Genomic DNA, 26045 nt, shown 5'->3' on the forward strand with positions numbered 1-26045 from the left:
CAAAATAAGTTCCTGCTTCCGTCGGTAAAGTGCCGTTGGAAAATTCGCCGCGGGCAGTTCTCGACCACAAAATAACTTCGTTCCCGCCGCCGATATTTCCGACAATTTCAAGCCCGTCTCTTGTGGTGTAAGTCAAAGTCGGAGAAATTTCCGCTCGGATAATGCTGAAATTTCTTGTCGCACCCGTCAAATTTATATTCGGATTACCCGCCAAACTTGCGGTAGCCGTATAATTCCCGACATCTTTGGTCGCCTCGCTTGTAATTGTTATCGGCAACATCATTCCGTTTTTCGTTCTTGCGGTTGCGGCAGGCATTTGGATTGCGCCGTTATATGCAAAACTCGTCCTTTCTTCCCAGATTACTTCGATATCTTCGGGCTCACCCGCAACGCCGTGCGCAATAAGATTTTTGAACGAAAAAGTTATAGGAGAAGTATATTCATAAGGTCTGAATCTAAATCCGATAACATTTTTGGTGAGAACGCTTGGTCTTACTCTTTGCCAATTGCTACCACCTATAATCGGTTCAAACATTCCTAATTCAAAAAATCCTAATGGTGAAAAACTTGTTTCATCAGCAGCCGGAATCTCAGTGCTTTTCGGTTGCCCCCCTTGAGGAAAAGGAATTTCTCCTTGCGTAGTTAAGAGCGAAAAGAGCCAGCTTTCATCGATGAATGCCTCAACAAATTCAAGACCTCTGTATCCGCTCCAATCGCCTGCAAATTCGTAATCCACGTATGCGTCTGCGGCGTTAATCGTGAATGTGAAAAATTCTTGGTCTCTGCCGTTTACCGTTGCATCTCCGCTTGTCTTCCAACCGTCAATATCATTTGTCAAATCGCGTTTTCTGGGGTCTTGTTCAAGTCCGTAAACAGTAAATTCAAAAATTTCCGCAGTCGTGCCGACGCCCCATAGATGCGTGTTCGGCATAAAAATAATCCCCGACAAAGCTCTGAACCTGCTATCTAAATTTGTCTGCAATATCGGAAGGGAATTAATCCAATCGGGCTGCCTGAAGTCGCGCGGGTTTAATATTGCAGTTCTCGGAGTTGGAGAGGCAGGCAAAATTACTTCAAAACCGCCGGGGTGCCCCACATCAGCCAGCAATAAATGCAGATTTCGGCTTGATGTATAAGTTATCTTCATTCCTGTAACTTTGCTCCAATCCCCGTCTGTTATATGCTCCACGGGAGCCCACGCGTGCTTCATCTCGCATCCGTCCCAGCCGTGAATCCTGCATTCGCCACTCGGAAGCGACGGAGTGCCGTCGCAACTTTGATTTAAGGCATAAAAAAAGTCCATTTTCATACTTTCGCCGTTGCGTGTCATTGTGGTATGCGAACCGAGACCGTCAATTCCGTCAGGACCGCGAAGAGACAAAGGGTGGTCGATCCATTTCGCATCCAGCAAATTAACTCCCGCACCCGCATTAACACTGCCGCTCGCAAAATTTGCGACAAGTCGTGTAATTTCGGCAGTTGCAGTTCCTCCTGCGGGATTGAGTGCAGAGTTAAACGCTAACCCTGTAATATAATTTAATATGCTTCCCAAAGGTTTTATTAAATGCGGGTGATTTACTTGAACCCAAGTATCTTGTCTGAAACTCCACAAATCAAGCGTTCTTGTGTGCGTTCCTGCAGGTAATTCTACTGCAAAATTGTGTCCGATGGCTCCATCGTCATCAACAATGGTGAGGATAATATTGGTGCTTGCAGTGTAAGTTATCTCAATACTTCTGAGATTGCTCCAATCCTCCGCCCCATCGGAAATAAAGACATTTCCCCAAGGGGCATTAGTCCAATCAGAACTGAAAGGTTGCCAAGTCGCGCGCCACGCAACTTTGCCGCTCGAGAGAAACTTACCTCCAACGGTATCAAGAGGAACTAATACCATATCAGGGTGAGGAGCCACATTGCCTCTACCCGAATTACTCAACCATTCTCGACTCCCGTCAAGCAAATCCACTCTTCCCGTGAGCATCTGCCGCTCACCGCCAAAAATCACACTCGCGACAATCCCTATTGCCGCAAAGACCTTAATTAGTTTGCTCATAAGAACAACCTCCTTTTTAAGTTATGTTGAAAAATATATTGAAAAAACGAATATCTGCTATTTGTGCTTTTTACCCACATAACACACCCCGCTTCTATATACCGTAGGTATATAGTATAGATTTTTTGCAGAGTGGTGAGATATGGGCGAGTATTAAGAGAGAGAGAGAGAGAGAGAGAGAGAGAGTAATTTCGACCTCTCGCTGTTGTCAAGGGATTTCGGCATTTTTGTGCATTTTGCATTCTTTTCTCCTCGGTTTTTGGTTTTTACTTTTTTCTCAAATTTCTTGATAGATAAAATATATTGTGGCGAGGGTGAAGTGGGGGATTATTTTTGGTTTTGGTGAAGATTGTGGGGGAAGGGAGAAAATGTGTGAAAAAGGCGCAGAGATAATCTTTGCGCCGCTGGTTGGTTTGGTGGGGTCAGTATTGCAAACGCAGAACGTCGTCGATGAAAAGACCTGTATATCGCGCTACGGTGTTGGCATCCACGCCGTCGTTCAGCATATTTACGGCAACTTGTCGCATTCCTTGAGTTATTCCTTGAGTTATTCCTTGAGTTATTCCTTGAGTTATTCCTTGAGTTATTCCAAGTTGCATTCCACGCGCTCTTTCTTCATCGCCGCGCACTCTCAAAGCATCTTCTGTTTTCCATTCTGTTAACAACATATTTATAACCTCCGATCCTTTATCGTTGAAATAAGTGTTTAATATGTTTTTCTCCAAGCAGTCCATTATCGCCTTTTTTATTGCCTCGTCTCTACTCATATTTTTTTCATAATTGCGAGCCATTGCTATGAACATTTCGTATCCTTTCAATGTTTCGCTTCTTTCCGCAAACTGAGGGTTTTTGCCTTCGTTTATATTGTAAACTTTGACAATTAGTTCAAGTTCCGACAATGCTCCTTCTTTTTGCTCAAACATATCCGACAATTTAAGCGTTTCTTCGTCAGGGTAATCCGTTTTTCCGTTGTATAAAACAATAAATTCGGGGCGCGGAATAGTAATTCTGTTTTGTTTATACAAAGTTTCCGCTTCTATTATCTTCTCATAAACCCGTCCCATATAAAGCAACATTCTAAGCGGCATATTCGGGTTTATTGTCGATTGGTGCTCTATTAAAACAACGAATTTGTTGTCTATTACAAACGAAATATCGTTCATCTGTTCCATATACAGCACGTTTTCCAACGTTGTTATTTGTATCTCCGTGTCTTCTCCGTAGTTGGTATTTTGTATCGCATTATACAACTCCAAAAGTTTATCTTTTTCGCCGAACAAACTTGTAAAAACACTGTCTTTATATTCCCTGTTTGCTTTTGCGCTCATTTTTTCTCCCTGAAATTATGCCGTCAATATGTAAAAATACATTATTACCGCAACAATTTACGAAAAAATCTTGAAAAACGGAGAATTTACGATGTTTATATGTTTGTTTGCGCGCGGATGTGTTTCTCACAAAAAAAACTTAAAATTCACGATTTTCTAAAAAAAGATCTCACATTATCCGCGCAAATAGTATTTTTCCTTGCAAATTGTTGTATTTTTACAAAAAAACGGAGAAAAGAAATGTTTCGCCCCGAAATTAAAGTTTACGATTGCACTATTCGCGACGGCGGTTTGATGAATTCGTCGAAATTCTCGCACGAGACCGTAAGAAACGTTTATAAAGCGTGCTGTGAAGCGGGAGTTGATGTCGTGGAACTCGGATATAAAAACAGTAAAACGATGTTTTCGCCCGAAGAATACGGTGCGTGGCGCTTTTGCGAAGACTCGGATTTGATGAAAATTATTGACGGGATAGATAATCCGAAAGGCACGAGAATTGCCGTTATGCAGGACGCGCACAAGGCGTTTGCGGAAGACGTGGCGCCAAAAAGCGAAAGCCCTGTCGATATAATTCGCGTGGCAACTTACGTAAAAGATATAGACAAAGCGATACATTTGGCGAACGAGGCACACAAAAAAGGCTACGAAACAACCATAAATATAATGTCGGTTTCGACGGCGATTGAGCGGGAGCTCGACGAGGCGTTGGCGCAAGTTGCAAAAGAAACAAACGTTTCGGCGTGTTATATAGTGGACAGTTTCGGCGCGCTTTACTCGGAAGACATTGATTATTTTGTCGATAAATTCAGCGGAATTTTGGGCGATATAAATAAGGTTGGAATTCATTGCCACAATCAACAGCAACTCGGATATGCAAACACGATTGCGGCGATAATAAAGGGAGTAAATCACCTTGACGGAGCGCTTTACGGCTTCGGAAGAGCGGCGGGAAACGCGCCGACGGAACTTTTGATTGGCTTTTTGAAGAACCCTAAATACAATATTCGCCCGCTTTTGGACGTTATAGGCAAAGAAATTGTAGGGCTTCAGGAGCAAATGAAATGGGGATATTCTATTCCATATATGGTCGGCGGACTTCTTAACAGGCACCCCGACGCGGCAATGAAGATGATGAAAATTCCCGATACCGACCCGAATAGGTGTGATTTTGCTCGCTTTTACGACGAAATGGCTAAGGAAGATTTTTGATTATTTGTTATTAAAATAAATGCAAATTGTAAACTACTGAGGTAGTTTGAATTTTGCAAGGCAAATTTTCGGGGGTGTATAGGCTTTCGACGGTTTGCGGGCTCTTTGAACTGTATGTAGCAGATGATGGTTGGCTGCTTTAACAATCCGTCAAAAAATAACTGCAGAAGACTATTCTTACGCGGTAGCGGCTTAATATTAGCCGTGCGTCTTGCAGGGGATTGGCGTTCGTTTCTTGTGGGACGTAAAAACTAAGGACGATCGGCGGTAAGGTACATCGGGTTATCGCTTAAATAAACGATGTGTGAATATTATCAAGCGTGTCAATTCGCGTGGTTTTATTCGAGATTAAAAGATTGACTAAACATATAGTAGTTCACTGAAAGCGCATATCGGACAGGGGTTCAATTCCCCTCACCTCCACCACTCCTTGCCGTCTCCTTGCCGGAGGGGCTGTTTGTAGCCGGGATTGGTTTTTGAACGGCTTGGTTGCAGAATTTGGAGTTTTGGCTTAGAGACAGCAAAGATTTGCGAAGTTTTCGGGGCATTAGCGCAGTTGGTAGCGCACCTGCATGGCATGCAGGTGGTCAGGGGTTCGAATCCCCTATGCTCCATTTTTTTTGTTTTGTTATTTCCAACTATTTTCTAATAAAATCCGCAAAAACACTGCTTAAAAACAACAAAATCACGAAAAATCATTCAAAACCGCAAAACGCGTCGTCAAAATATTATTTTAGTAGTGATAATTTTTCACTTAACACAAAAAGAGAGGTTTATATGTCTAGCTCAGTTTCACTTAAATCGCCTGTCCAACGCAAAATTTTGGTTATAAATTGCGGGTCGTCGTCGCTCAAATTCACGCTTTACGACACCGACAAGGAAGGTTTCGCCGCAAACGGTCAGGTTGACAGAATAGGTACGGGAAAGCCGATGGGGCTTATATACGACAATGTAATATTGGAAATAAAAGACGACATTCAAGCGGGCAATCACGCAGATGCATTCGCCGCAATGCTGAAAGAATTGACAAACTGCAATCACGGCGTAATAAGCGACCCGAGCGAAATTGACGCGGTCGGACACAGAGTTGTTCACGGCGGAGACGCATTTTTTGAAACCACGCTCATAACAGACGATGTTTTGGCGAAGCTCGAAGAAATTTCGGGACTTGCGCCGCTTCATAATCCTGTAAATATTATCGGCATACACGAGGCTATGAAAGTGTTTCCGAACGCAAAACAAGCGGCGGTTTTCGACACGGCTTTCCACAGCACAATGCCGAAACACGCGTTTCTTTACGGGCTTCCTATCGAATACTACACCGAAAAGAAAATCCGCAGATACGGTTTCCACGGGACGTCGCACTATTTTGTTTCGCTTAAAGCGGCGGAATTTGTCGGCAAAAATCCCGAGGAGCTCAAAATTATCTGTTGCCACCTCGGAAACGGCGGCTCGGTTTGCGCAATCGACGGCGGAAAATCGGTCGATACTTCAATGGGGCTTACTCCCGCGGAAGGCATAATTATGGGAACAAGAGCGGGAAGCATAGACCCTGCGATTTTGCTTCATTTAATGGACGCCTACAATATGTCGAGCAAAGACCTTAACGCAGTCCTTAACAAAAAATCGGGACTTTTAGGACTTTCGGGTGGAATTTCAAACGATATTCGCGACATTAACGCCGCCGCCGCGGAAGGAAACGAAAAAGCTATAACCACGCTGAGAACATTCGGCTACAGCATTAAAAAGTATATCGGCGCATATTTGGCGGCTTTAGGCGGCGCGGACATACTAATTTTCACAGGCGGAATAGGTCTCTGGAACGACGCAGTTCGCGCAGAAGCAGTAAGCGGACTTGCAGGTTTGGGAATAGAATTAGACGAAACAAAAAACAAAAGCGCCAACGGCACCAAAACAGTAGCCGAAGCGTCAAGCGATAAATCCAAAACAAAGATTTTGGTTATCAGAACAGACGAAGAATTGGTAATAGCAAGCGAAACTTTGGCGAAGTTGTAATTTGCGATATGATAATAGGGCGAAAGATTTTTCGCCCAAAGAAAACAAATAATACGCGCTGATGAAACTCAAGAGAACAAAAAAAACACACCCCGCAAATTCAAGCGAGGTGTGTTTTTTTATTATCCACAACTCAAAGAAAGAGCCAAATACCAGCAGCAATTAGTTTGAATTGTGGGAGAAAGCGATGCGAAAGCCGCCGCAGTTTGCCCGAACAGCAGAGCCTCGTAAGCCACGATTAGCCACACGCCCCCAAGATGCTTCGATTAAAAAACTGCCGCCGCGTGTTCCACCAAGATCGTTCCATAGAGTACTCGTAAACTCCCAAACATTGCCGCTCATATCGTAAATACCTAATTCATTCGGAGCAAGCCCGCCAACAGGTTGTGTCATTGCTGTCGGTCTATTGCCGTTATGCCAAGCAACATCATTCGCTGTATTACTTCCCGCCCAGGTAAAATCCGTACCGCCATTATTGCCGCCGCGCAAATTTCCACCACGCGCGGCAAATTCCCATTCACTATCTGTCGGTAAACGACCGCCTACGCGCTCTAAGAAACCGTCGGCTGCATTTATATCATTCCAACTTACCCTTTCCACAGGATTATCTGGTAAGTTAGTAGAGCCGACTGCCGCCCCACCTCTAAAAAACGACGGAGTAGCGCTTAATGTAGGGTGCCCTGTCATTACAGCTTGATACTGCGCTTGCGTTATGGGATACTTACCTATCCAAAATCCGGTGCTTATTGTATTGCTGAAACCGACTGTAATAGGAGTTGTTGTGATACAGGCGCCAGCCATGAAAGTTCCGGGCTCTACAAAGATGACCTCTATTGAAGTTCCACTTACAGTTATTGTTGCCGCTTGACCGTTCACTGGGTTTGACGGAAGCGTGTTAGGTCCATCGCCACCGCCGCCGCCTCTGTTATCATCGTCATCTGAACACCCAGTCCAGAACATACTTGCGGCAAACACCGTTGCCAAAACCAAGAATTTTTTGAAATTCATAAAACACCCCTTAAATTAAAATTAAAATAACCATTAGTTGCAAATTTATACGGAATGTTTCAGAAAAACTCAAAGCACACCCCGTTTGTCATAAATTCCTGTGATACGAGGTTATCTCCAAAACCTATTTAGTCAGAAATATATGAGAAAAGGGTGTGCTTGCTATGCAGATACACACGCTATCTCATTTTCTCACTAAATTGAACATTGGAGATATTCGTATCAGAGAAAATGAAAAAATCATTTTTTAGTCAAAGAACAGAGAGAAAATACTATTTGGGCGATAGTTATGTGAGTGAAGATTTCTACAATTGCGGATTTTGTTGCTATATTGTTTTGGCAAATGATATTTTTATTTTAGAAAAGGAAGAAAATTATGCCTAACATATTTGAATATTTGGGAATCGTGCTGTATTTTTATTCAAGCGAACACGAGCCAATTCACTGCCACGGCAGATACGGAGAATTTGAAAGTAAAGCAGAGTTTTATATAAGCAACGGCGAAATAACCGAAGTAAAAATAAAAGAAGTAAAGGGTATGAAACCGCTCAAAGGCGCAAAATTAAAAGACTTTAAGGAGTTTCTTAAAAATCATTCGCCGCAAATAGTTGCAAAATGGGTGGATTTCTTTGTTTATCATAAGGATGTTCCTTTTGAAAGGATAGAAAAGCATCTATGAAAATAACCGTAGAATACAACAGTGATAACTCTTTTTTTCTCCCACAAATAAGGCAAGCCGATTTTGCGGGTGCTTATTCGGTTTTGCTTACATTTAGCGACGGTGTAAAAAGAAAAGTGAATTTCGGCGGATTTTTGAAAAAATCTCTGCATCCGACAATTCGTTCTTATTTAGACGAAAATAATTTCAAAAAATTCAAAATTGAACGCGGAAATATTGTTTGGGGTAAGAACTGGGATTTGGTTTTTCCTGTAGAGCAATTATACGAAGGTAAAATAAAAGTATAAAAAAATAAAATTTACTGCGAAGAATAACAAAAAAAGACGGTCGGAAATTCCCCAGCCGTCTTTTTTATTTACAATGCTTATTCAACTTACTTAAAGGGCAAGAATGAAAAGTCGGGGCTTATTCCGACAATTCAAACTTTATCGCACCTACAAACTCCGCCAAACAGCAGATTTTTCTGTATTTTGCCATTTTCCCACAATTTTTCTTCGCTCTTGACAACAATATCGGCATTTTATTATTTCAACCACTGTTTTAATCAGTGATTAAATCGATGATTGAATTTGTTTTTTTTATATAGTTTCGGGCTTTGGGGAAAATGAAGAAAATTACAGAAGTATTATAAACACTTGATTTATTCGGTGGCATTTAATTATTTTATATATGATTGAATTCCTAAAATAATTAAGGAGGGCATTATGTTTTCACTTCAAAAAAACGTAAAAACAAACACTAATACAAAAGACGGCAATTTGCTGGCAAGCGTTCTCCGTTTGCAGATTTCGCGCCCGGTTAATTATGACTGGAAAAAAGATTATGCCGAAGCATTGGGAGAGAAATATGCGCGTATTCATTGATGCAAATATAATTATTGACGTTTTGCTTAACAGGCAAGACCTTTACGAAGACGCTTCTAATGTTTTGAGAATTTGCGAAGAAAAGAAAACTGCGCTTGCTCCGCATACCATTTCAAATATATTTTTTATTACGAGAAAAGATTATACGCCCAAAGAAAGAAAATCAATGTTGCTTGGAATTCTTGAATATATAGATATTGTCCCTACGGGGAAATATCAAATTGTTCAAGCGCTGAAAAACGAAAACATAGACGATTTTGAAGACGCTTTGCAGCTTGAATGCGCAAAAGAATTTAATGCTGATTTTATCGTTAGCAGAGATGTTAACGGATTTTCAAATACCGATATTGAAGTAATTACTCCGAAAGAATTTGTAAGAAAATTCGGTTAATTGTAAAAAGTGCGGGATTTGTATTTATTTTAATACAGTTTTGGGCTTTGGGGAAAATGAAGAAAAAAATACAAAAATTTACAAAAAAAGACGGTCGGAAAATTCCCAACCGTCTTTTTATTTATTTGAACTTCAACTTACTTGTTGATAATCCACTTTTTATTCCACATCACAAGAATTGCGCAAGCGATATACAATGACGAGAATGTTCCGATTGTGAAGCCGAAGGTAAGCGCCGCGGCGAAATTTTCCAGAACGTTGCCCGAGTTGAAGAACACGAAGAATATCGACAAAACAACCAAAAGCGTTGACCCGGTCGTTACTATGTTTCTCTTGAATGTCTCGTTTATACTTTTGTTTACAAGGTCGTCAAAACTCATTTTCTCGAACGCTTTGTCGGCGAGATTTTCGCGAACGCGGTCGAAAATAACGATGGTTGAGTTTATCGAGTAAGCAACAACCGTAAGAATTGCCGCAAGAACGGGAATAGAGAATTCCCAACCCGTTATCGCGAAAAGACCTACCGTAAGAAATGCGTCGTGAGCAAGCGCCACAACAGAGGCAATTCCGTATTGATACTTAAAGCGAATTGCCAAATACAAAACTATTACGGCAATCGAAAGAAGTATGGCTTTAAGCGCGTCCGCCTGCAATTCGCGTCCGATACGAGGTCCGACGGTTTCTACTCTCAGGACTTCAAAGGGCTTTCCTTCAAAGTTTTGCGCCAAAACGTTTGCTACTTGCTCGCGCACGTTAATGCCCTCGCCTTGCGCTTTGAGCGTTATTTGCATTTCTGTTCCTTGTGTTTCGCCGATTGAGCGAACGAGGCGTACTTCGGGAGTTCCCAGACCTAAGGTCGATACTTCCTGACGAATTTTGCCTATATCGGAGCGAACGTCGTCTTGAAAGTAGATTTGCAATTCTGTTCCGCCGACAAAATCCACCGAAAAATTAAGTCCGCCGCGTGCAATCAGGGCAATTATTGTAATCGCAATAAGTATGCCGGAAATAGCAAAGGCAATTTTTCTGTTCCCGATGAAATTTATGTTGGGAACTTTGAAATTTGTAGTAGTTTTTTCCATTTTTCTTCTCCGTTTCTCTTATATGCTCAATTTTTCAACCTTACCGCTTGCTGTTGCAACACGGAAAACGGTTTTGGTGAATGTGAGTGCGGTGTAAAGCGACACCGAAATACCAATCAACATAGTCAGCGCAAATCCGCGAATTGGACCCGAGCCGATATTATACAGAATAAGCGCGACAAAAATCGTTGTGATATTCGCGTCGAAAATCGCTCTGAACGCTCTTGCGTATCCTGCTTCTATGGCAGTGCGCGGCGCTTTTCCGACTTGCAACTCTTCGCGAATTCTTTCGAAAATCAGAACGTTTGCGTCAATCGCCATACCTACTATAAGTATTATACCTGCAATACCGGGAAGCGTTAAGGTCGCCGATAATCCCGCCATAATTCCGAGAACAAAAAGAACGTTGAGAACTACCGCGATAATTGCGACAAATCCCGAAAGTTTGTAGCGGTAAAGCATAAATATCGACACCAAAATAAAGCCGATAAGAAGCGCCCACGAAGCCCGCATAATAGAATCGAAACCCAGAGAAGGACCGATTACGCGCTCCTCAACAATTTCGATTGGAGCGGGAAGCGCACCTGCCTGCAACACAACCGCGAGCGCGCGCGCTTCCTCGATGGTGAATTGCCCGCTGATTTGCGCGCGACCCAAAGAAATTCTTTCGTTGATTGTCGGCGCGGAGTAAACAAAATCGTCGAGAACGATTGCCATTCTTTCGCCTACGTTGCGCGAAGTTATACGCTCAAACTCTCTTGCGCCGCGATTATTGAAAACCAAACTCACCACGGGGGCGGAAGGTCTCATAGGGTCGCTTGACATCTCCTCGCGCGCGCTTTCTATATTTTCGCCGCCCATAGCCGCTTCCGCTCTTACAAAATACAGGCTAAAAAAGCGCTGTCCTGTTCCTCTGTCCGCCGAAGCTCTGTTGCTGCGTAAAAATCTTGAAGTCCCGAAGCCGCCGCGCCTGAGTGCGTCAATTACGTCTTGGCGCGCCAAAATTTCCATAACCGCGCTTATGTCGCGCTCGCGAACTCTTACATCGCCGCCGTGTCCGAACAAATAATCGGAAAATCTGCTGACCTGCGCTTCTTGCTCTTCGACTTCTTCATCTTCGCGAGCGGTGGCTCCTGCGAATAATCTTTCTGCAAGGCGCTGTTCTTCGCCGACTGCTTCCGTAGGCTCTTGGGCATTTTCGATTACCTCTTCGCCTTCGCCGCCTGCGCCTGTAGCTCCTCTTGCCGCCATTTCGTTGCGCAACGCCCTGTCAATTATGCCGACCGCGTTCATAAACTCCGCGTCGGAGCGCAAAACGTGAAATCTCAGCTGAGCGGTCGATCCAAGCACCTCGCGGGCAATGGTTTCGTCGGTCAAGCCGGGCAATTCAACTATAAGACGGTCGCGCCCCTGCTTTTGAATATTCGGCTCGCTCAACCCCAAACCGTTGATACGGTTTTCGACAATCGTAAACGCTCTGTCGAGCAAATCGTCGTCGTGTTGGTTTTCGCGTGTTCGCTGAACTTCCAGAACAAGTCGCATTCCCCCCTGCAAATCAAGCCCCAGATTTATAATTCTGTTGCGTAGTTGCGGGTCCTCGTTAATAATTCTTCGTTGCTCTTCCGCCGAATGACCGTAAAGTCTAATGGACGGATAAAGCGTATAAATCGAAGCGCCAATAAAAAAAACTGTGAGCATTATAGCCCAGATACTGCTTTTTCGCATAGATAAAACCTCTCAATTTTCAAAAAAACAACGCCGTTTTCACGGGTAAAATATTAAATCGCAAAGGTAAAATGCGGTATTAAATGAAAATGTGAGGTATTTTGTGTGAAATTTGTAGAAAATTAAGAACAAAAAACGGCAAATAGTAATTTAACACCACAAAAAAACTTCTTCACTGTATAGTTTTCTCTAATTTTTATGAAAACTAATTTTTCACCATTTATAAAATCGTCGTATAACCCCATATGCTCCCCATTATCCAAGTAATCCATTTTTTTTGTTTCAAATAACGGGAAGAAAATACATTATACAGAGAGGCAAATATTATTTTTCTTAAAAAAAGGAAAATAAATGACAAAAAACAAAAATGAAATTATTATTTATCAAAGCGAAGACGGGCAAACAAAGGTTGAAGTTTTACTTAACAACGATAATGTTTGGTTGCCGCTCGATAAAATCGCACAAATTTTCGGACGTGATAAATCGACTGTATCAAGACACATAAAAAACATATTTGAAGACGGCGAACTTGACAAAAAAGCAACTGTTGCAAATTTTGCAACAGTTCAAACCGAAGGCACAAGGCAAGTTATGCGGGACATAGAGTTCTATAACTTGGATATGATTATTTCTATCGGCTATCGTGTAAATTCACAAAACGGCATTCTTTTTAGAAAATGGGCGACCGAAATATTAAAAGAATATATCCGCAAAGGTTTTGCAATGAACGACGAACTGCTGAAAGAAGCGGGCGGCGGGAATTATTTTAAGGAATTGATTAGCCGAATTAGGGATATTCGTTCAAGCGAGAAGGTTTTTTATCGTCAAATTTTGGATATATACGCCACAAGCGTTGATTATGACCCAAAATCCGAAACTTCAATCGAGTTTTTTAAGTTGGTGCAAAATAAAATGCACTATGCGGCACACGGAAAAACTGCCGCCGAATTAATAGTCGAACGCGCAAGTTCCGAATTACCGTTTATGGGATTAACCGCCTTTAAGGGCAAAAAACCAACAAAAAATGAGGCAATTATCGCAAAAAACTATCTAAACGAAAAAGAAATTAAGGCGTTAAATTTAATAACTTCGATGTATCTTGATTACGCGGAACGTCAAGCGCAGAAAGAAGAAGTGATGTATATGAAAGACTGGGTTGTCAAACTTGACACATTCTTAAAAAACAACGACGAAAATATTTTGCAGAACGCAGGAAGCGTCAGCCGCGAATTTGCAGTTGAACACGCAAACAACGAGTATGATATTTACAGAGAAAAAACAAAAAACGAATTAACTCAAGTCGAGCAAGATTTTCTTGAAACCATTCGAGCAACTTATAAATTGTTAGAAAACAAAAATTAACGCCTCGGCAGTCGGCAATGAAGATGTTTGGTATTTTTTGCAATTTTGCCCAAAAACAACATTTTTACAACAAGCAAATATTATTTTCCAGATAACCACAAAGAATGAATTGGTGAAGTTTTTCTGTAAAACTTTGTCAATTTGTTTGATTTTTAACGCTTGAAAAAGCGTGATTTTTTTGTATGTTGCAACAAAACGACTTATGGTCGTTCTGTTTGGAGTTGTAGCATACACGTCTTTCCGACAAAGGCAGTAGCAGTAATAGTATCAACGTTGTTGGCAAATGGGGAGTGGAAATTTTTGGAGAAAGATTTTATATGTTTGAATTCACTGCCAACAAAATGTATTTCCTTGATGATGAAACCGGTGAAAGAGACTACGATGAAGAAGCTGCAGATTATAAAATCGAAGGAAGTAAAATAATGTTTGGAGAAGGAGGAACGTGGTTTGAACTCGGGACTTATTCCAACGGAAAAATAGCATTATCCGCAGCAACTTTCGGGATGTCTTTTGAACTCGTTAAACTAAATTAAGTTTACTGCAAAAAAGTTATTAAATAAAATCAGAAATCATAGGGGCGGGAAAATTTCTCACCCCTTTTATTTTGGCATTTAGTATTTTTGAAGCATAAAACCAAAAAAGAGGAAATATGGAACAGAAAAACATAGTCATCAAGGGCGCTCGGGTACACAATCTTAAAAACATTGACGTGGAAATTCCGCGGAATAGTTTTACCGTGATTTCGGGGCTTTCGGGGAGCGGAAAGTCGTCGCTTGCGTTTGATACGCTTTATTCGGAAGGACAACGCCGCTATGTCGAAAGTTTGTCTGCATACGCGCGGCAGTTTTTGGGGCTTATGGAAAAACCCGACGTGGACAGTATCGAAGGGCTTTCTCCCGCGATTTCAATTGAGCAAAAAACGGGCGGGCACAATCCGCGCTCTACCGTGGCAACCATCACCGAAATTCACGATTATTTGCGCCTGCTTTACGGAAGCATAGGCGAGCCGCATTGCTATAATTGCGGAAAGCCGATAAGCAATCAAACCGTGCAGGAAATGTGCGACGCAATTCTTTCTTTTGAGGAAGGAACAAAAATCCAATTGCTCTCCCCTATTATAATAGGAAAAAAGGGCGAACACATCGACATCATAAAACACCTGCGCGAAAACGGCTTTGTAAGGGCGGTAATCGACGGCGAAACCAAAATGCTCGAAGACGAAATTACGCTCAACAAACAGCAAAAACACACGATAGAGGTCATTGTCGATAGATTGGTAATGAAAAAAGACATCGGACACCGCCTCACCGACTCGGTCGAAACCGCGCTTAAACACTCCTGCAACGCGAGTTTAATTGTGGATAAAAATGGCGAACGCGTGCTTTTTTCCGAAAATCTTGCCTGCCCCGACTGCGGAATAAGTTATGCCGAAATTTTGCCGCGAAATTTTTCGTTCAATACACCTTTCGGCGCGTGCCAGAGTTGCAGCGGGCTTGGATTTGTCAATGATTTCGACTTGGATTTGGTTATCACGAGCAAAAAAAACCAGCTTGTGCATTCTATTGCTTCTTGGAACGGAATTAGTTATGCGGCGAGTTATAATCGGCAGATTTTTTATGGGCTTTGCGATACATACAACATAGACAGAAAAGCGAGCTGGAACGATTTAACCGAAGCGCAGAGAAACATTATTTTGCACGGAAGCGGTTCCAAAAACATAAAAACTTCGTGGAGCAACAAGCCTTTTGAAGGGGTAATTCCAAACCTGCACAGGCGCTACAAAGAGACCGAATCTGGCGCAATTCGCGAGTGGATTGAGGGTTTTATGATTCAAAAAACTTGCCCCGATTGCGGCGGATTTCGACTTAACAAGGAGTCGCTTTCGGTTTTAATCGGCGGCAACGTAGGGGCGAAAAATTCGTCTCCGGCGATGAATATCGGCGAATTGTTGCACAAAAGCGTCGATGACGTAAAAATTTTCTTCGATAATCTTAATTTGGACGAACGACAACAATTTATCGCCAAGCAGATTTTGCGTGAAATAAATTCGCGGCTCGGATTTTTGGTAAATGTCGGGCTTGGATATTTGACATTAGACAGAATGGCGCAAACTCTCTCGGGCGGCGAAGCACAGCGCATACGGCTTGCCACGCAAATCGGGTCGCGGCTTACGGGGGTAACCTATATTTTGGACGAGCCGAGCATTGGACTTCACCCGCGCGATAATTCCAAACTTTTGAGCACGCTTTTGTCGCTTCGGGACTTAGGAAACACGGTTGTTGTTGTAGAACACGACGAAGAAACGCTGAAATCCGCCGATTATTTAATCGATATAGGACCGCGAGCAGGCAGACACGGCGGCGAAATTGTCGCGGCAGGCACTCCCGCCGAGGTTATGGCAAACCCGAATTCGCTTACGGGCGGCTATTTGTCGGGGCGGCTGAAAATAGAATTTCCGAAAGAGCGAAGGACAGGAAACGGCAATTCCATTAAAATAATTAACGCGAGCGGCAACAATCTCAAAAACGTAAACGCCGAAATTCCGCTTGGGACGCTTACGGTCATTACTGGCGTTTCGGGAAGCGGAAAATCCACGCTCATAAACCACACGCTTTATCCTGCGCTGTCAAAATTCCTGCACAAAGCAAAAGAGCACCCCTTGGAGCACGAAAAAATCGAGGGAATGCAGTTTTTGGACAAAGTTATAAACATAGACCAGTCGGCAATCGGGCGCACACCGCGTTCCAATCCCGCGACATACACAAAATTATTCGACCTTATTCGCGATTTATACGGCTCGCTTCCCGAAAGCAAAATTCGCGGCTACGACAAAGGGCGCTTTTCCTTTAATGTAAAAGGCGGGCGTTGCGAAGCGTGTCAGGGCGACGGCGTAAGCAAGATTGAAATGCACTTTTTGCCCGACGTTTTTGTGGAGTGTTCGGAATGCCGCGGAAAACGCTACAACCGCGACACATTGGCGGTAAAATTCAAAGAAAAAAGCATTGCCGACGTATTGGAAATGACGGTTGACGAAGCGTTGGAATTTTTTCAGGCGCTCCCCTCTTTGCGCAAAAAAGTCGAAGTTTTGTCCCGCGTAGGACTTGGCTATATTCATTTGGGACAGCCCGCGACAACGCTTTCCGGCGGCGAAGCGCAACGCATAAAACTCGCCTCCGAACTAAACCGCCCCGCAACGGGAAAAACGATTTACATTCTGGACGAGCCCACAACAGGACTTCACTTTGAAGACGTAAAAATGCTTATGCGCGTATTGCAAGAATTGGTAGATATGGGCAATTCGGTGGTGGTTATAGAGCACAATTTAGACGTAATAAAAAGCGCCGATTGGATAATAGACCTCGGTCCCGAAGGCGGCGGCAAAGGCGGTCGAGTAGTCGCCGTGGGTACTCCCGAAGAAATCGCGGGGAATATGGCGAGCACGACGGGGAAGTATTTGGGGTGAAAACAAAAATGAATAATAAAAAACAAGAAATAGTAATTCGCAACAGCACTGCGGAATTTTTAACTTTTGCCTATCAATCAAAAGGCGACGACGTAGAAGTCCGCGTTCAAGACGGAAGCGTTTGGCTTTCTCAAAAAAGTTTGGGGATGCTGTTTGAAACAACACCTGAAAACATACTTGTTCATCTTAAAAACATATTTAAAGACGGCGAACTTGATGAAAATTCAGTTGCTAAAATTTATTTAGCAACTGCCTCAGACGGCAAAAAATATAACATAAAACACTACAATCTCGACGCGATTATCGCTGTCGGTTATCGGGTAAATTCCGCTCGGGCAACTGCGTTTCGTCAATGGGCGACTACCGTTTTGCGCGACTTTACTCTTCGCGGCTATATAATCGACCGCAAAAGAATGGAAAACGGCGCGTTCCGCTGACAATGGCGGATTGGGCTAAACACTTGGACTTAATTTTACAGGCAAACGGCAAAGATATTTTGGAAGATACAGGCTCAATTACAGCCGCATTGGCAAAACAACACGCAGAAAACGAATTTGAGAAATATCGCCCAATTCAAGACAAGTTATTTCAGTCGGATTTTGACAGGGTCTTGAAAGAATTGGAGTAGATTAAACAATTTGGTATTATTAAATAATATATATTTTTGATTTTTCCCCTCACTTTCATTGTGCCAAATATTATATTTGCGAACAGAAAATTGATGCCGATAAAAAAATAATAAAGATGGGCAAAATGGCAAAAAATGGGCTAAACACTTGTAAACACTTGACTTTTGCGATGGACAAAACGTATTTTATACTATATACATTTGTATATATTCTCGCTGTCTCGCTGTCTCGCTGTCTCGCTGTCTCGCTGTCTCGCTGTCTCGCTGTCTCGCTGTCTCGCTGTCTCGCTGTCTCGCTTCTAAGCGAAAAATAATTTTTCAGAATTTTTTTTATAAATTTGAGCGCAAGGCCAACTCTTTGCGCTTTTGGGTATTTAGTGTTTTTTTTAACTTTAATTTTTTAAGGAGGACGTTTTATGAAAAAAGCGTTTTGGTTATTAGGTTTATTGATTAGTGTAGCGTTGTTTGTAGGCTGTTCAGACAACGACAAAGGCGGTGGTGATACTGCTTTAGGATTGCCTTCAGTCCCCAATGCGACAGGTGGAGAATTAACAGCGCGTCCTACTGCACCAAATGTGGTAGTAAATGAAAGCAACTTAAACGATTTTGCCGAAGCGTTCAGTATGATGATGGCAAGTGGTGGCTACTACTCGCCTGAACAAAACTCTACGAACAAAGCAAGATCTGTTAATACTAACAGAAGAGCAAGATTAGGGGCTACAAACTCTGACAGAACTGCAAGGTCTTGGAGCCCTGTCTATTCTGATAGTGGCGAAGAAACAGAGCTAGGAGATTATAGTGGACGAATTGATATCGTTTGGACGTATAATATGAGATATAAAGAAACTGCTAACGGCGAAGAGTGGAATGCTAACGGCACGGGTATGGCAAGATTCTTTAACTTTTCACATAACGGCAACCTATTTCTTGGCGGCGCATTAGGTGCTGCATTTTTAGATAATGGCTATGAAAACGAAACAGGCTGGGGTGATACATTAGAAGACAAAGTTAACGGAACGCTTCGATTTAACGGTGCATTTGAAGGAAGTATTACTTACAACAATGTTCACATAAGACAAACTTGGGGCTATAGTTATATAACCAATGATTACACTGACGATTTCAAAGTACTTGGCGGTTCGTTAACTATAAACAGCGGTGGCAGAACCTTTAGTATTGACGCTGAAGAATTCAAAGATTTTTTCTCGTTGATGCATTTTTGATTGACAACTGTTTTTTTTATAAGCAGTTTTTTAATCGGGTAGCCTCAAAAGAGACTGCCCTTTTTTGTATTTTTTCTTCCGTAGAGACGCAATGCTTGCGTCTCAAACGGTCGGTTGGGCAGGGTGGTTGAATTACAATAATCGTGCAAAATCGCCTATCTGCCTGACACCGTCGTTTTTTCATTAGTTGTTTTTGTGGTTTTTTTTAATTATTAACGATTATCTATCGCCACGGCAGGGGTAGCCGAGCGCGTTAGAATATAGTTTGCTTGGTAATATTATTAAATAAATATATTTTTTATTTTTTTCCTCACTTTCACTGTGGATTCACAAGAAGCGAGTTCATCGACCTTTGGCGCGCGAGACGGTATGAGCAGAGAACATTGCGGAATGGCGTGGGACTTGTGGGATCCAAATGATTGCGGCGACGATGACTGAGAACGGCTACGTTTAGCAGTTTACTTAAAGGGGACGAGGTTTTTCTCGTCTCATTTGTTTGTTTGCGGAGGGGGGGGGAATCGACCTATTTGGTATTATTGAAGCAGATTTGAAATAGCGTATAACGGATAAATTTCGACATTATCAATCCGACCGAAATTTTCGATAGAAGTTCTTATTCCAAGCGCGCTTTTTTTCTCTTCCATAAATAATCGCAAACTCGGCATCGCGCCTTTGCTTCCCGATTTTACCTCTATCGGAATAATATTGTTGTTCTTTTGTATAAGATAATCGACTTGCGCATTGCTTTGTTTTTTTTCTCTGTGCCAACAATATAATTGACACGGTATATGACACGATGACGCTTTAAGTATTTCCAAACCGACAAACATTTCTGCCAAAGCGCCCATATTTATGGTCTTAAAATCTTGTGCTATAATTATTTGGGAAGAGTCAAATCCAAGCATTCGCAAAAACATTCCCGTGTCTAAAAGCAACATTTTTCTTCGCTTGTAATTTGCTTCTGCGCCCAAAGGAATACCATTTGCCGAACTATGCACAACAGGAATTACAAGTCCCGCCATTATCAATAATTCAAGAGATTGTTTTACTTGGTTGTTATTCAAATTTGAGACCTTTTCATAAACAAACTTAGAGTCAATTTGATTGGCAACCGATTCAAATACATTTTCGATATGAATGCCGGACATTCTTTTTTTGTATTTTGCAAAATCGCTTCTGAATGTGGTTATCAAATCGTCAATTACTGTCTGACTTTCAAGCAAACTGTTTGTTGCAATATATTTTGCAATTGCTTCGGGCATTCCGCCGGTAATAAGAAAAATCTTGAATATTTTTTTTAATTCGTTGTGTATAATATCGGAAAGCGGTTTTTGCGAACTTGCCTTTCTGTAAGCTTCAACAAGCATTTTTTCTTTTTTTGCGAACATAAATTCTTCAAACGAAAAAGGATACAGAAACAACGAACGTATTCTTCCAACTGCGAAAGACGGCATTTCTTCTATGGCGAATTCCAGCAGAGAACCTGCGGCTATCAAATGCAACTCTTGGTATTTTTCATAGAAGTATCTCAACTTTGCCAAAGCCGCAGGACAACTTTGTATTTCATCAAAAAACACAAGTGTTTGCCCTGCCGTGATTTCTTTCTTATAGAACAAAGATAGCTGTTCACAAATTTCTTGCGGTGAATTAAACTGCTCAAAAAGTATATGGACAGCTTTATCGTCGTCAAAATTTACTTCGATATATGTTTTGAACGATTTTGCCAAATTGCGAACAGCAGACGATTTACCAACCTGACGAGCGCCTCGTAAAAGTAGCGGCTTTCTATTTTTCTCATCAGCCCAAGAGCGTAAAACCACGTCGATTTTTCGTTCAAAATAAGTGTTTTCTATCATAACTCCTCCTGTTTCTACAAAAAGTCAAGGTGAATTTCATCAAATATACACAAAAAGTCAGGGTAAATATAATACAATTACTGCAAAAAGTCAAGGCAAAACGCGAAATAGTTTATTTTTATTTAATTTTCCCCTATCCACTTTCGGCATAATGTATTTTATGCCGCACATTTTGGGATTTTTTGGAGATTTTTTAGTGATTATTACCATCGACGGACCTGCGGGAAGCGGGAAGACCAGCACTTCTAAGGCAATAGCCGAGAAAATCGGTTTTCAATGTATTGACACAGGGGCGATGTATCGTGTTATTACGTTAAAAGCGTTGCGTGAGAATGTTGCGTTTACCGACGAAGACAAAATGGGTGAATTGACGCGAAATACCAAAATCGAATTTGAGGGCGTTGTTCCTAATGTAAGAGTGATTATGGACGGCGAAGATGTGTCGGAGGCTATTAGGTCTGATGAAATTACAAAGAACGTTTCCGATTACTGCGCGGTAAAAATTGTGCGTGAATTGCTTGTGGAGCAACAGCGAGAAATCGCAAAGGGCAAAAATTCCATAGCCGAAGGACGCGATATGGGAACTGTTGTTTTTACGGGAGCGGAACTTAAAATTTATATGATTGCAGACGTAGCGACAAGAGCCCAAAGAAGACAAATGGATTTTGAAAAATTGGGGATTAAAAAAACGGTTGAAGAAATTGCGGCGGATATTGAAACGAGAGACAAAAAAGACAGCTCGCGCGCAAATTCACCGATGACAAAGCCAGAAGACGCAATAGTAATTGACACTTCGAACTTGAAATTTGACGAACAGGTGGAGAAAATTATTGCATTGGCAAAAGAAAAAGAGAGTTTTTGATATTTTTTACTATTAACCTTAACCAAAAATTGGAGAGCGCCTATTATGGCTAAAACCAAAAAAGTTTTAAAAGCAGTTGACGCAAATGGCAACAATGTGGACTTGAAAGAATTCGAAGAAGGCTTTCACAGCACGGAAGAAATCACTCGTATTTTGAACGAGTACAAAACAAAAGGCGACGAAATCGGCTCGGTAGTTGATATTGTTCCCGGCGAAATCGTGAAAGGAAAAATCCTTCAAATCAACGACAAAGACGTATATGTGGGTATCGGATATAAATCCGACGGAGCGGTTTCTACTGCTGAATTCCGCAACTTGGAAGACCTCAAAGTCGGCGACGACATCGAAGTTTATGTCGAAAAACTTGAAGACAGCGACGGAAATTTGGTGCTGTCAAAATCTCGTGCAGACTTCTTGCGCGTTTGGGACAGAATTAACGAAGCGCACGATAACAAAGAAATCGTTCAAGGTAAACTTACAAAAAGAGTTAAAGGCGGAATTGCCGTTGACTTGTTTGGTGTGGATGCATTCCTTCCCGGCTCGCAAATCGACTTGCGCCAAATCCCCGACTTGGATTCTATTTTGGGCAAAACTTTCGACTTGCGCGTAATTAAAGTGAACAAAACTCGCAGAAATATCGTTGTTTCACGCAGGGCGCTTTTGGAAGAAGAGCGCGATAAGCAACGCGGTGAAGTTATCGCAAAAATCGAAAAAGGTCAGGTCAGAAAAGGTATCGTTAAAAACATTACCGATTTTGGTGTATTTATCGATTTGGGCGGCGTAGATGGTCTCCTTCACATTACAGATATGTCGTGGGGCAGAGTGAACGACCCGAAAAATCTTCTTCAGCTTCACCAAGAAGTCGATGTTATGGTTTTGGATTTCAACGAAGAAAAAGACAGAATTTCGCTTGGTCTTAAGCAACTTCAAGACCACCCTTGGAAAGACATTGACGACAAGTTCCCAGAAAACTCGCACGTTAGCGGAAAAATCGTTTCGGTAACAGAATACGGCGCATTTATGGAGCTCGAAAAAGGCATAGAAGGACTTATCCACATTTCCGAAATGTCTTGGACACAGCACATTAAACACCCGTCGAAAATCGTTTCGGTTGGCGACATTGTTAAGGCTGTCGTTCTTAAAATCGACAAGGAAGCAAACAAAATTTCACTCGGTCTCAAACAACTTATGGAAGACCCGTGGAAAGGTGTGCGCGACGAGTTCCCGATTGGCAAAATAATGAAAGGCAAAATCAGAAATCTTGCGGCATTCGGCGCCTTTGTCGAGCTTAAAGACGGAATTGACGGTCTCATTCATATTTCGGATATTTCTTGGATAAAGAAAATCCTTAATCCGGGCGAAGTGTTCAAAAAAGGTCAGGAAATCGAAGTTAAAGTTATCGACATCGACGAAGACAAACACAGAATTTCTTTGGGTATCAAACAACTTACCGAAGACCCGTGGAACGATTTGGCGAAAAAATACAATATCGGCACAAAATGCGAAGGCAAAATCGTCAGAATTCTTGACAGAGGTATTGTTGTTGAATTTGAAGACGGCGTAGAAGGCAACATTCCGACAAAAGAAATCGGCTCGCAGGTGGAACACCCCGCGCTTATTTTCTCAATCGGCGACAAAGTTCCCGCAGAAGTTATCGAATTTGACTTGGACGGACAAAAAATCGTACTTTCGATAGCAGAATATTTCAAAGGAAACGCAGGCGAACTCGAAAAGTTCAAAGCCGCGCACCCAATTAAAAAAGGCTTGACTTTGGAAAAAATCCGCGCTGACGAAGAAGCGGCAAGAAACGCTTTGGAAGCAGACGATGACGACGAGGACTAAGAAAGTTGAGGCGTAATAGCTTAAACTGAAGAATAATCAGACCGTATATCGGTCTTTTAAGAGGCGCAGGAGAATTTCTGCGCCTCGTTTTTTTTGATAATTTCGCCAAACCACAAAACACCAAATTCACCCCTCAAGCATAATCTTATTACTCGTATGTTTAGCCGCTAAAATGTCCTTTTGCTTTGCCGTGGAGAAACTCAACAAAAAATCACTAAATCCCACAAAACCAACCATCGGCGCAAAGATTATCTTTGCGCCTTTTTTCACACGTTTTCGTGTATTTTTTACATTTTCAAGATTTTTCCGCAGGTTGCTGTGGGAATATCGTATATTACCTCTGCCAAAAATTGAGATTAGTAGGGATTTTTATCCTTATTTTTCGTTATTAGTTGTATTTGTCTATCTGTAGAGATAGTCAGCGAAATAATCCTTTGGGGTTGTTCTGCCTGACTGGCTGTTTTTTCAACTAAAACGATAAGGTATAATTCTCAATTTTTGGCGAAATAAGAATTTCGGCAGAACAGCCTTGCTGTTTTTCTGCGTTAAGCTTGGAAAGTTGGTTTATAACAATATAAATTAGTAAAGAGAGGTTGTTAAATGGGAGAAATTACAGTGAATTCTTTTAGCGAGTTTCATCAAGCGATTCAAAAATTAAGGCGCAAAAAATCTCTGATATTTCGTGGCTTATCGGACGTTAATTATGAACTTATTCCGTCTATTTGCAGAGATGGATCAAAAGCCGAACGATTAAAATTAGTAGAGAAAAGATTGTTTAACATGTTCAAAAAATCAGCGATTGCATATATTAAAACGGTTCTTCCTTCCAATGATTGGGAATGGCTTGCGCTAGCGCAACATTACGGATTACCAACAAAATTAATGGATTGGACTTATAATCCGTTGATTGCGCTCTTTTTTGCGATTGAAGAAAAGGAAAAGGGGGTAGATAGATGTGTGTATGTCTCTTGGAATTATGAAAATTTAATAAATATGGATATTAATCCATTTAATCTTAGCGACAAAATAAATAAAACCCAATACTATATTTATCAGCCGCCATATTTTACAGAACGGGTTATTACACAATCCAGCGTTTTTACGATTCACCCGTTAGATAATTATGGGTGTAATACAAACGACATTTGCAAGATAGTAATAAAAGAGGATTGTCGGGAGGAATTAATGGACTCAATTATAAGATACGGAGTAGATTATAAAACTATTTTCCCTGATTTGGGCGGCTTATGCAAGGATATTACGCTATTTTCTTATCGTTGGGAAAAAGAATCGTAAAAAAACAGAAAAAGGAGCGTGGTATGAAAAATGAAAAAAAGGAAATCAAAAACAATGCAAGATTAAGACGATCAGTAAAAGCAAGTTGTCGCATCGCATATTCTTCGCAAATTAACACAATCTCAAAGGAATCAGACATTGTTGAACATGAAAAGGTTGCTTTTGTTGCAGACAATGCCAAATCTGTTAGAAAAGCCAAGAAAAAACACAGTGCAGCAATCGCATATCACTGTTCTCAAAAGGCAAGAGTAAAAAAACGTAGTAGATTTTTGGTAGAAGCACAGTCGTCAGAAGAAACTGTCAAAACTTCCGTGGATATTTTGAAAGAACTAAAAGGAGGAGAGTAATATGCCAAATACAGCCGAGTGGATAATGGCTATAGCCTCAATTATTGCTAGTATTGGAGGCATATTAGCAGCTTTAGTTGCGGTATGTCAGATTCCTCAATTAAAGAAACAACTGGAGAACGGTAATAGTGAATTAAGGAATGCTAATTTGCAATTGAAAAACACTGTATTGACCAACATTCTGTCGTTAGAAACAGAAATGAATATCAGAAAAGAAAAGGTAGATGAGGTGGGCTTCGAGTATGAAAAACTTAAAAATGCGGGAAAACTGACTGATAATCTTAAAAACGTCTATAAAAGTCGCATTAATGCGGCTCTTGAAAACTGGTTTAACTCTATTGACAGATTATGTTTTTGTATAAAAAACGAATATTTGATAGAGAAAGACTGGAAAGCGGAGTATAGAGATTATATCATTGATGTTGTTAAAGGACACGAAGGTAAATTTGGTGTTGCGTCGAAGTATAAAAACATTGTTGATATAAACGAAAAGTGGTTGAGGGTGTAAGATAAAAAAAACAAAAATTTAACAGCGTTAAAAAACGCAGAAAAAAGAGGTTGGTATGGTTAAGATTAAAGTGTTTTTATTGGCGGTGATGGTTTTCGCAAGTGTGGTGTGTGCAGGTGTTGGCGATGAGGTTTGGTCGCAGGATGGCGATATTGAATGGAATATTCACAATTATGTGCTTACTATTCGCGGTGATGGAAAGATGCCTAATTATAACTTTCAGGAAACTGCACCTTGGAATTCACATATTTTTTCTTCCGCGATTATACAAAATGACGTAACAAGCATAGGGGTAAATGCTTTT

At 41.4% G+C, this 26045-nt stretch carries 22 protein-coding genes, 1 tRNA gene, 1 other RNA gene and 1 pseudogene; 18 read left to right on the forward strand and 7 right to left on the reverse strand.

Going from position 1 to position 26045, the window contains the following annotated elements:
• Together FWE23_04980 and FWE23_04985 are read right to left on the reverse strand one after the other, a co-directional pair.
• The coding region (locus tag FWE23_04980) for a hypothetical protein (GenBank protein MCL2844790.1) at positions 1 to 2053 on the reverse strand (2053 nt) is incomplete at its 3' end.
• Between the two features lie 422 nt (positions 2054 to 2475).
• Positions 2476 to 3381, reverse strand: a complete 906-nt coding sequence (locus FWE23_04985; protein MCL2844791.1) for an Rpn family recombination-promoting nuclease/putative transposase — start codon at positions 3379 to 3381, stop codon at positions 2476 to 2478.
• 240 nt (positions 3382 to 3621) lie between these two features.
• Between FWE23_04985 and FWE23_04990 the strand changes: the two genes are divergently transcribed.
• The 4 genes from FWE23_04990 (at position 3622) to FWE23_05005 (ending at position 6606) form a co-directional block, all read left to right on the forward strand.
• Positions 3622 to 4590, forward strand: a complete 969-nt coding sequence (locus tag FWE23_04990) for an aldolase catalytic domain-containing protein (GenBank protein ID MCL2844792.1) — start codon at positions 3622 to 3624, stop codon at positions 4588 to 4590.
• 70 nt (positions 4591 to 4660) lie between these two features.
• Positions 4661 to 5016: a transfer-messenger RNA gene (gene ssrA, locus FWE23_04995) on the forward strand.
• A gap of 115 nt (positions 5017 to 5131) precedes the next feature.
• A tRNA-Ala gene (locus tag FWE23_05000) sits at positions 5132 to 5204 on the forward strand.
• Between the two features lie 163 nt (positions 5205 to 5367).
• Positions 5368 to 6606: an acetate kinase gene (locus tag FWE23_05005; GenBank protein ID MCL2844793.1), complete on the forward strand. Its 1239-nt coding sequence runs from the start codon at positions 5368 to 5370 to the stop codon at positions 6604 to 6606.
• A 162-nt stretch (positions 6607 to 6768) separates the two neighbouring features.
• Here FWE23_05005 and FWE23_05010 read toward each other — a convergent pair whose 3' ends face one another.
• The gene (locus FWE23_05010; protein MCL2844794.1) at positions 6769 to 7614 is read right to left on the reverse strand and encodes a formylglycine-generating enzyme family protein; all 846 of its coding nucleotides are present in this window, start codon (positions 7612 to 7614) and stop codon (positions 6769 to 6771) included.
• 376 nt (positions 7615 to 7990) lie between these two features.
• Between FWE23_05010 and FWE23_05015 the strand changes: the two genes are divergently transcribed.
• From FWE23_05015 to FWE23_05030, 4 genes are all read left to right on the forward strand, one after another.
• The gene (locus FWE23_05015) at positions 7991 to 8293 is read left to right on the forward strand and encodes a DUF4160 domain-containing protein (protein ID MCL2844795.1); all 303 of its coding nucleotides are present in this window, start codon (positions 7991 to 7993) and stop codon (positions 8291 to 8293) included.
• A complete protein-coding gene (locus tag FWE23_05020; protein ID MCL2844796.1) occupies positions 8290 to 8580 on the forward strand; it encodes a DUF2442 domain-containing protein in 291 nt (96 codons plus the stop codon). The genes FWE23_05015 and FWE23_05020 overlap by 4 nt, the downstream gene beginning before the upstream one ends.
• Before the next feature lie 417 nt (positions 8581 to 8997).
• Positions 8998 to 9156, forward strand: a complete 159-nt coding sequence (locus tag FWE23_05025) for a hypothetical protein (protein ID MCL2844797.1) — start codon at positions 8998 to 9000, stop codon at positions 9154 to 9156.
• Positions 9140 to 9547, forward strand: a complete 408-nt coding sequence (locus FWE23_05030) for a PIN domain-containing protein (protein ID MCL2844798.1) — start codon at positions 9140 to 9142, stop codon at positions 9545 to 9547. Before FWE23_05025 ends, FWE23_05030 begins: the two co-directional genes overlap by 17 nt.
• A 137-nt stretch (positions 9548 to 9684) precedes the next feature.
• Here the strand turns inward: FWE23_05030 and secF are convergent, their stop codons facing one another.
• Positions 9685 to 10629, reverse strand: a complete 945-nt coding sequence (gene secF, locus FWE23_05035; GenBank protein MCL2844799.1) for a protein translocase subunit SecF — start codon at positions 10627 to 10629, stop codon at positions 9685 to 9687.
• An 18-nt stretch (positions 10630 to 10647) separates the two neighbouring features.
• Complete coding sequence (secD, locus tag FWE23_05040) at positions 10648 to 12354, reverse strand: protein translocase subunit SecD (GenBank protein ID MCL2844800.1); 1707 nt, start codon at positions 12352 to 12354, stop codon at positions 10648 to 10650.
• 351 nt (positions 12355 to 12705) lie between these two features.
• Here secD and FWE23_05045 point away from each other — a divergent pair, with 351 nt between their 5' ends.
• The 5 genes and pseudogenes from FWE23_05045 (at position 12706) to FWE23_05065 (ending at position 19030) form a co-directional block, all read left to right on the forward strand.
• Complete coding sequence (locus tag FWE23_05045) at positions 12706 to 13716, forward strand: virulence RhuM family protein (protein ID MCL2844801.1); 1011 nt, start codon at positions 12706 to 12708, stop codon at positions 13714 to 13716.
• A gap of 317 nt (positions 13717 to 14033) precedes the next feature.
• Complete coding sequence (locus FWE23_05050) at positions 14034 to 14249, forward strand: hypothetical protein (GenBank protein MCL2844802.1); 216 nt, start codon at positions 14034 to 14036, stop codon at positions 14247 to 14249.
• A 116-nt stretch (positions 14250 to 14365) separates the two neighbouring features.
• The gene (gene uvrA / locus FWE23_05055) at positions 14366 to 17179 is read left to right on the forward strand and encodes an excinuclease ABC subunit UvrA (protein MCL2844803.1); all 2814 of its coding nucleotides are present in this window, start codon (positions 14366 to 14368) and stop codon (positions 17177 to 17179) included.
• Between the two features lie 8 nt (positions 17180 to 17187).
• A pseudogene (locus tag FWE23_05060) lies at positions 17188 to 17807 on the forward strand (virulence RhuM family protein).
• Between the two features lie 446 nt (positions 17808 to 18253).
• Positions 18254 to 19030: a hypothetical protein gene (locus tag FWE23_05065; GenBank protein MCL2844804.1), complete on the forward strand. Its 777-nt coding sequence runs from the start codon at positions 18254 to 18256 to the stop codon at positions 19028 to 19030.
• Between the two features lie 533 nt (positions 19031 to 19563).
• On the opposite strand, the gene FWE23_05070 is transcribed toward FWE23_05065, so the two are convergent.
• Positions 19564 to 20886 (reverse strand): AAA family ATPase, encoded by a 1323-nt coding sequence (locus tag FWE23_05070; GenBank protein ID MCL2844805.1) that lies wholly within the window; start codon positions 20884 to 20886, stop codon positions 19564 to 19566.
• Positions 20887 to 21046: 160 nt separating this feature from the next.
• Between FWE23_05070 and cmk the strand changes: the two genes are divergently transcribed.
• Both cmk and rpsA read left to right on the forward strand, forming a co-directional pair.
• A complete protein-coding gene (gene cmk, locus FWE23_05075) occupies positions 21047 to 21748 on the forward strand; it encodes a (d)CMP kinase (protein MCL2844806.1) in 702 nt (233 codons plus the stop codon).
• A gap of 45 nt (positions 21749 to 21793) precedes the next feature.
• Positions 21794 to 23590 (forward strand): 30S ribosomal protein S1, encoded by a 1797-nt coding sequence (gene rpsA / locus FWE23_05080; protein MCL2844807.1) that lies wholly within the window; start codon positions 21794 to 21796, stop codon positions 23588 to 23590.
• Positions 23591 to 23716: 126 nt separating this feature from the next.
• Here the strand turns inward: rpsA and FWE23_05085 are convergent, their stop codons facing one another.
• Positions 23717 to 23860: a hypothetical protein gene (locus FWE23_05085; protein ID MCL2844808.1), complete on the reverse strand. Its 144-nt coding sequence runs from the start codon at positions 23858 to 23860 to the stop codon at positions 23717 to 23719.
• A gap of 330 nt (positions 23861 to 24190) precedes the next feature.
• Here FWE23_05085 and FWE23_05090 point away from each other — a divergent pair, with 330 nt between their 5' ends.
• The 3 genes from FWE23_05090 to FWE23_05100 are packed head-to-tail and all read left to right on the forward strand — an operon-like array spanning position 24191 to position 25741.
• Complete coding sequence (locus tag FWE23_05090; GenBank protein ID MCL2844809.1) at positions 24191 to 24886, forward strand: FRG domain-containing protein; 696 nt, start codon at positions 24191 to 24193, stop codon at positions 24884 to 24886.
• A gap of 23 nt (positions 24887 to 24909) precedes the next feature.
• Positions 24910 to 25233, forward strand: coding sequence for a hypothetical protein (locus tag FWE23_05095; GenBank protein MCL2844810.1), 324 nt, complete (start codon positions 24910 to 24912; stop codon positions 25231 to 25233).
• A 1-nt stretch (position 25234) separates the two neighbouring features.
• Positions 25235 to 25741 (forward strand): hypothetical protein, encoded by a 507-nt coding sequence (locus FWE23_05100; protein MCL2844811.1) that lies wholly within the window; start codon positions 25235 to 25237, stop codon positions 25739 to 25741.
• Positions 25742 to 26045: the final 304 nt, after the last annotated feature.

The sequence above is a fragment of the Chitinivibrionia bacterium genome (assembly GCA_009779925.1).
In the GTDB taxonomy this organism is placed as follows: domain Bacteria; phylum Fibrobacterota; class Chitinivibrionia; order Chitinivibrionales; family Chitinivibrionaceae; genus WRFX01.

What these genes read in the sequence shown, in the direction of transcription:
- FWE23_05030 (MCL2844798.1), top strand. Translation starts at nt 9,140, where the DNA reads ATGCGCGTATTCATTGATGCAAATATAATTATTGACGTTTTGCTTAAC.
- FWE23_04985 (MCL2844791.1), bottom strand. Translation starts at nt 3,381, where the DNA reads ATGAGCGCAAAAGCAAACAGGGAATATAAAGACAGTGTTTTTACAAGT.
- FWE23_05005 (MCL2844793.1), top strand. Translation starts at nt 5,368, where the DNA reads ATGTCTAGCTCAGTTTCACTTAAATCGCCTGTCCAACGCAAAATTTTG.
- uvrA (MCL2844803.1), top strand. Translation starts at nt 14,366, where the DNA reads ATGGAACAGAAAAACATAGTCATCAAGGGCGCTCGGGTACACAATCTT.
- secF (MCL2844799.1), bottom strand. Translation starts at nt 10,629, where the DNA reads ATGGAAAAAACTACTACAAATTTCAAAGTTCCCAACATAAATTTCATC.
- FWE23_05045 (MCL2844801.1), top strand. Translation starts at nt 12,706, where the DNA reads ATGACAAAAAACAAAAATGAAATTATTATTTATCAAAGCGAAGACGGG.
- FWE23_05010 (MCL2844794.1), bottom strand. Translation starts at nt 7,614, where the DNA reads ATGAATTTCAAAAAATTCTTGGTTTTGGCAACGGTGTTTGCCGCAAGT.
- FWE23_05095 (MCL2844810.1), top strand. Translation starts at nt 24,910, where the DNA reads ATGAAAAATGAAAAAAAGGAAATCAAAAACAATGCAAGATTAAGACGA.
- secD (MCL2844800.1), bottom strand. Translation starts at nt 12,354, where the DNA reads ATGCGAAAAAGCAGTATCTGGGCTATAATGCTCACAGTTTTTTTTATT.
- rpsA (MCL2844807.1), top strand. Translation starts at nt 21,794, where the DNA reads ATGGCTAAAACCAAAAAAGTTTTAAAAGCAGTTGACGCAAATGGCAAC.
- FWE23_05015 (MCL2844795.1), top strand. Translation starts at nt 7,991, where the DNA reads ATGCCTAACATATTTGAATATTTGGGAATCGTGCTGTATTTTTATTCA.
- FWE23_05090 (MCL2844809.1), top strand. Translation starts at nt 24,191, where the DNA reads ATGGGAGAAATTACAGTGAATTCTTTTAGCGAGTTTCATCAAGCGATT.
- cmk (MCL2844806.1), top strand. Translation starts at nt 21,047, where the DNA reads ATGCCGCACATTTTGGGATTTTTTGGAGATTTTTTAGTGATTATTACC.
- FWE23_05025 (MCL2844797.1), top strand. Translation starts at nt 8,998, where the DNA reads ATGTTTTCACTTCAAAAAAACGTAAAAACAAACACTAATACAAAAGAC.
- FWE23_05020 (MCL2844796.1), top strand. Translation starts at nt 8,290, where the DNA reads ATGAAAATAACCGTAGAATACAACAGTGATAACTCTTTTTTTCTCCCA.
- FWE23_05050 (MCL2844802.1), top strand. Translation starts at nt 14,034, where the DNA reads ATGTTTGAATTCACTGCCAACAAAATGTATTTCCTTGATGATGAAACC.
- FWE23_05070 (MCL2844805.1), bottom strand. Translation starts at nt 20,886, where the DNA reads ATGATAGAAAACACTTATTTTGAACGAAAAATCGACGTGGTTTTACGC.
- FWE23_04990 (MCL2844792.1), top strand. Translation starts at nt 3,622, where the DNA reads ATGTTTCGCCCCGAAATTAAAGTTTACGATTGCACTATTCGCGACGGC.
- FWE23_05100 (MCL2844811.1), top strand. Translation starts at nt 25,235, where the DNA reads ATGCCAAATACAGCCGAGTGGATAATGGCTATAGCCTCAATTATTGCT.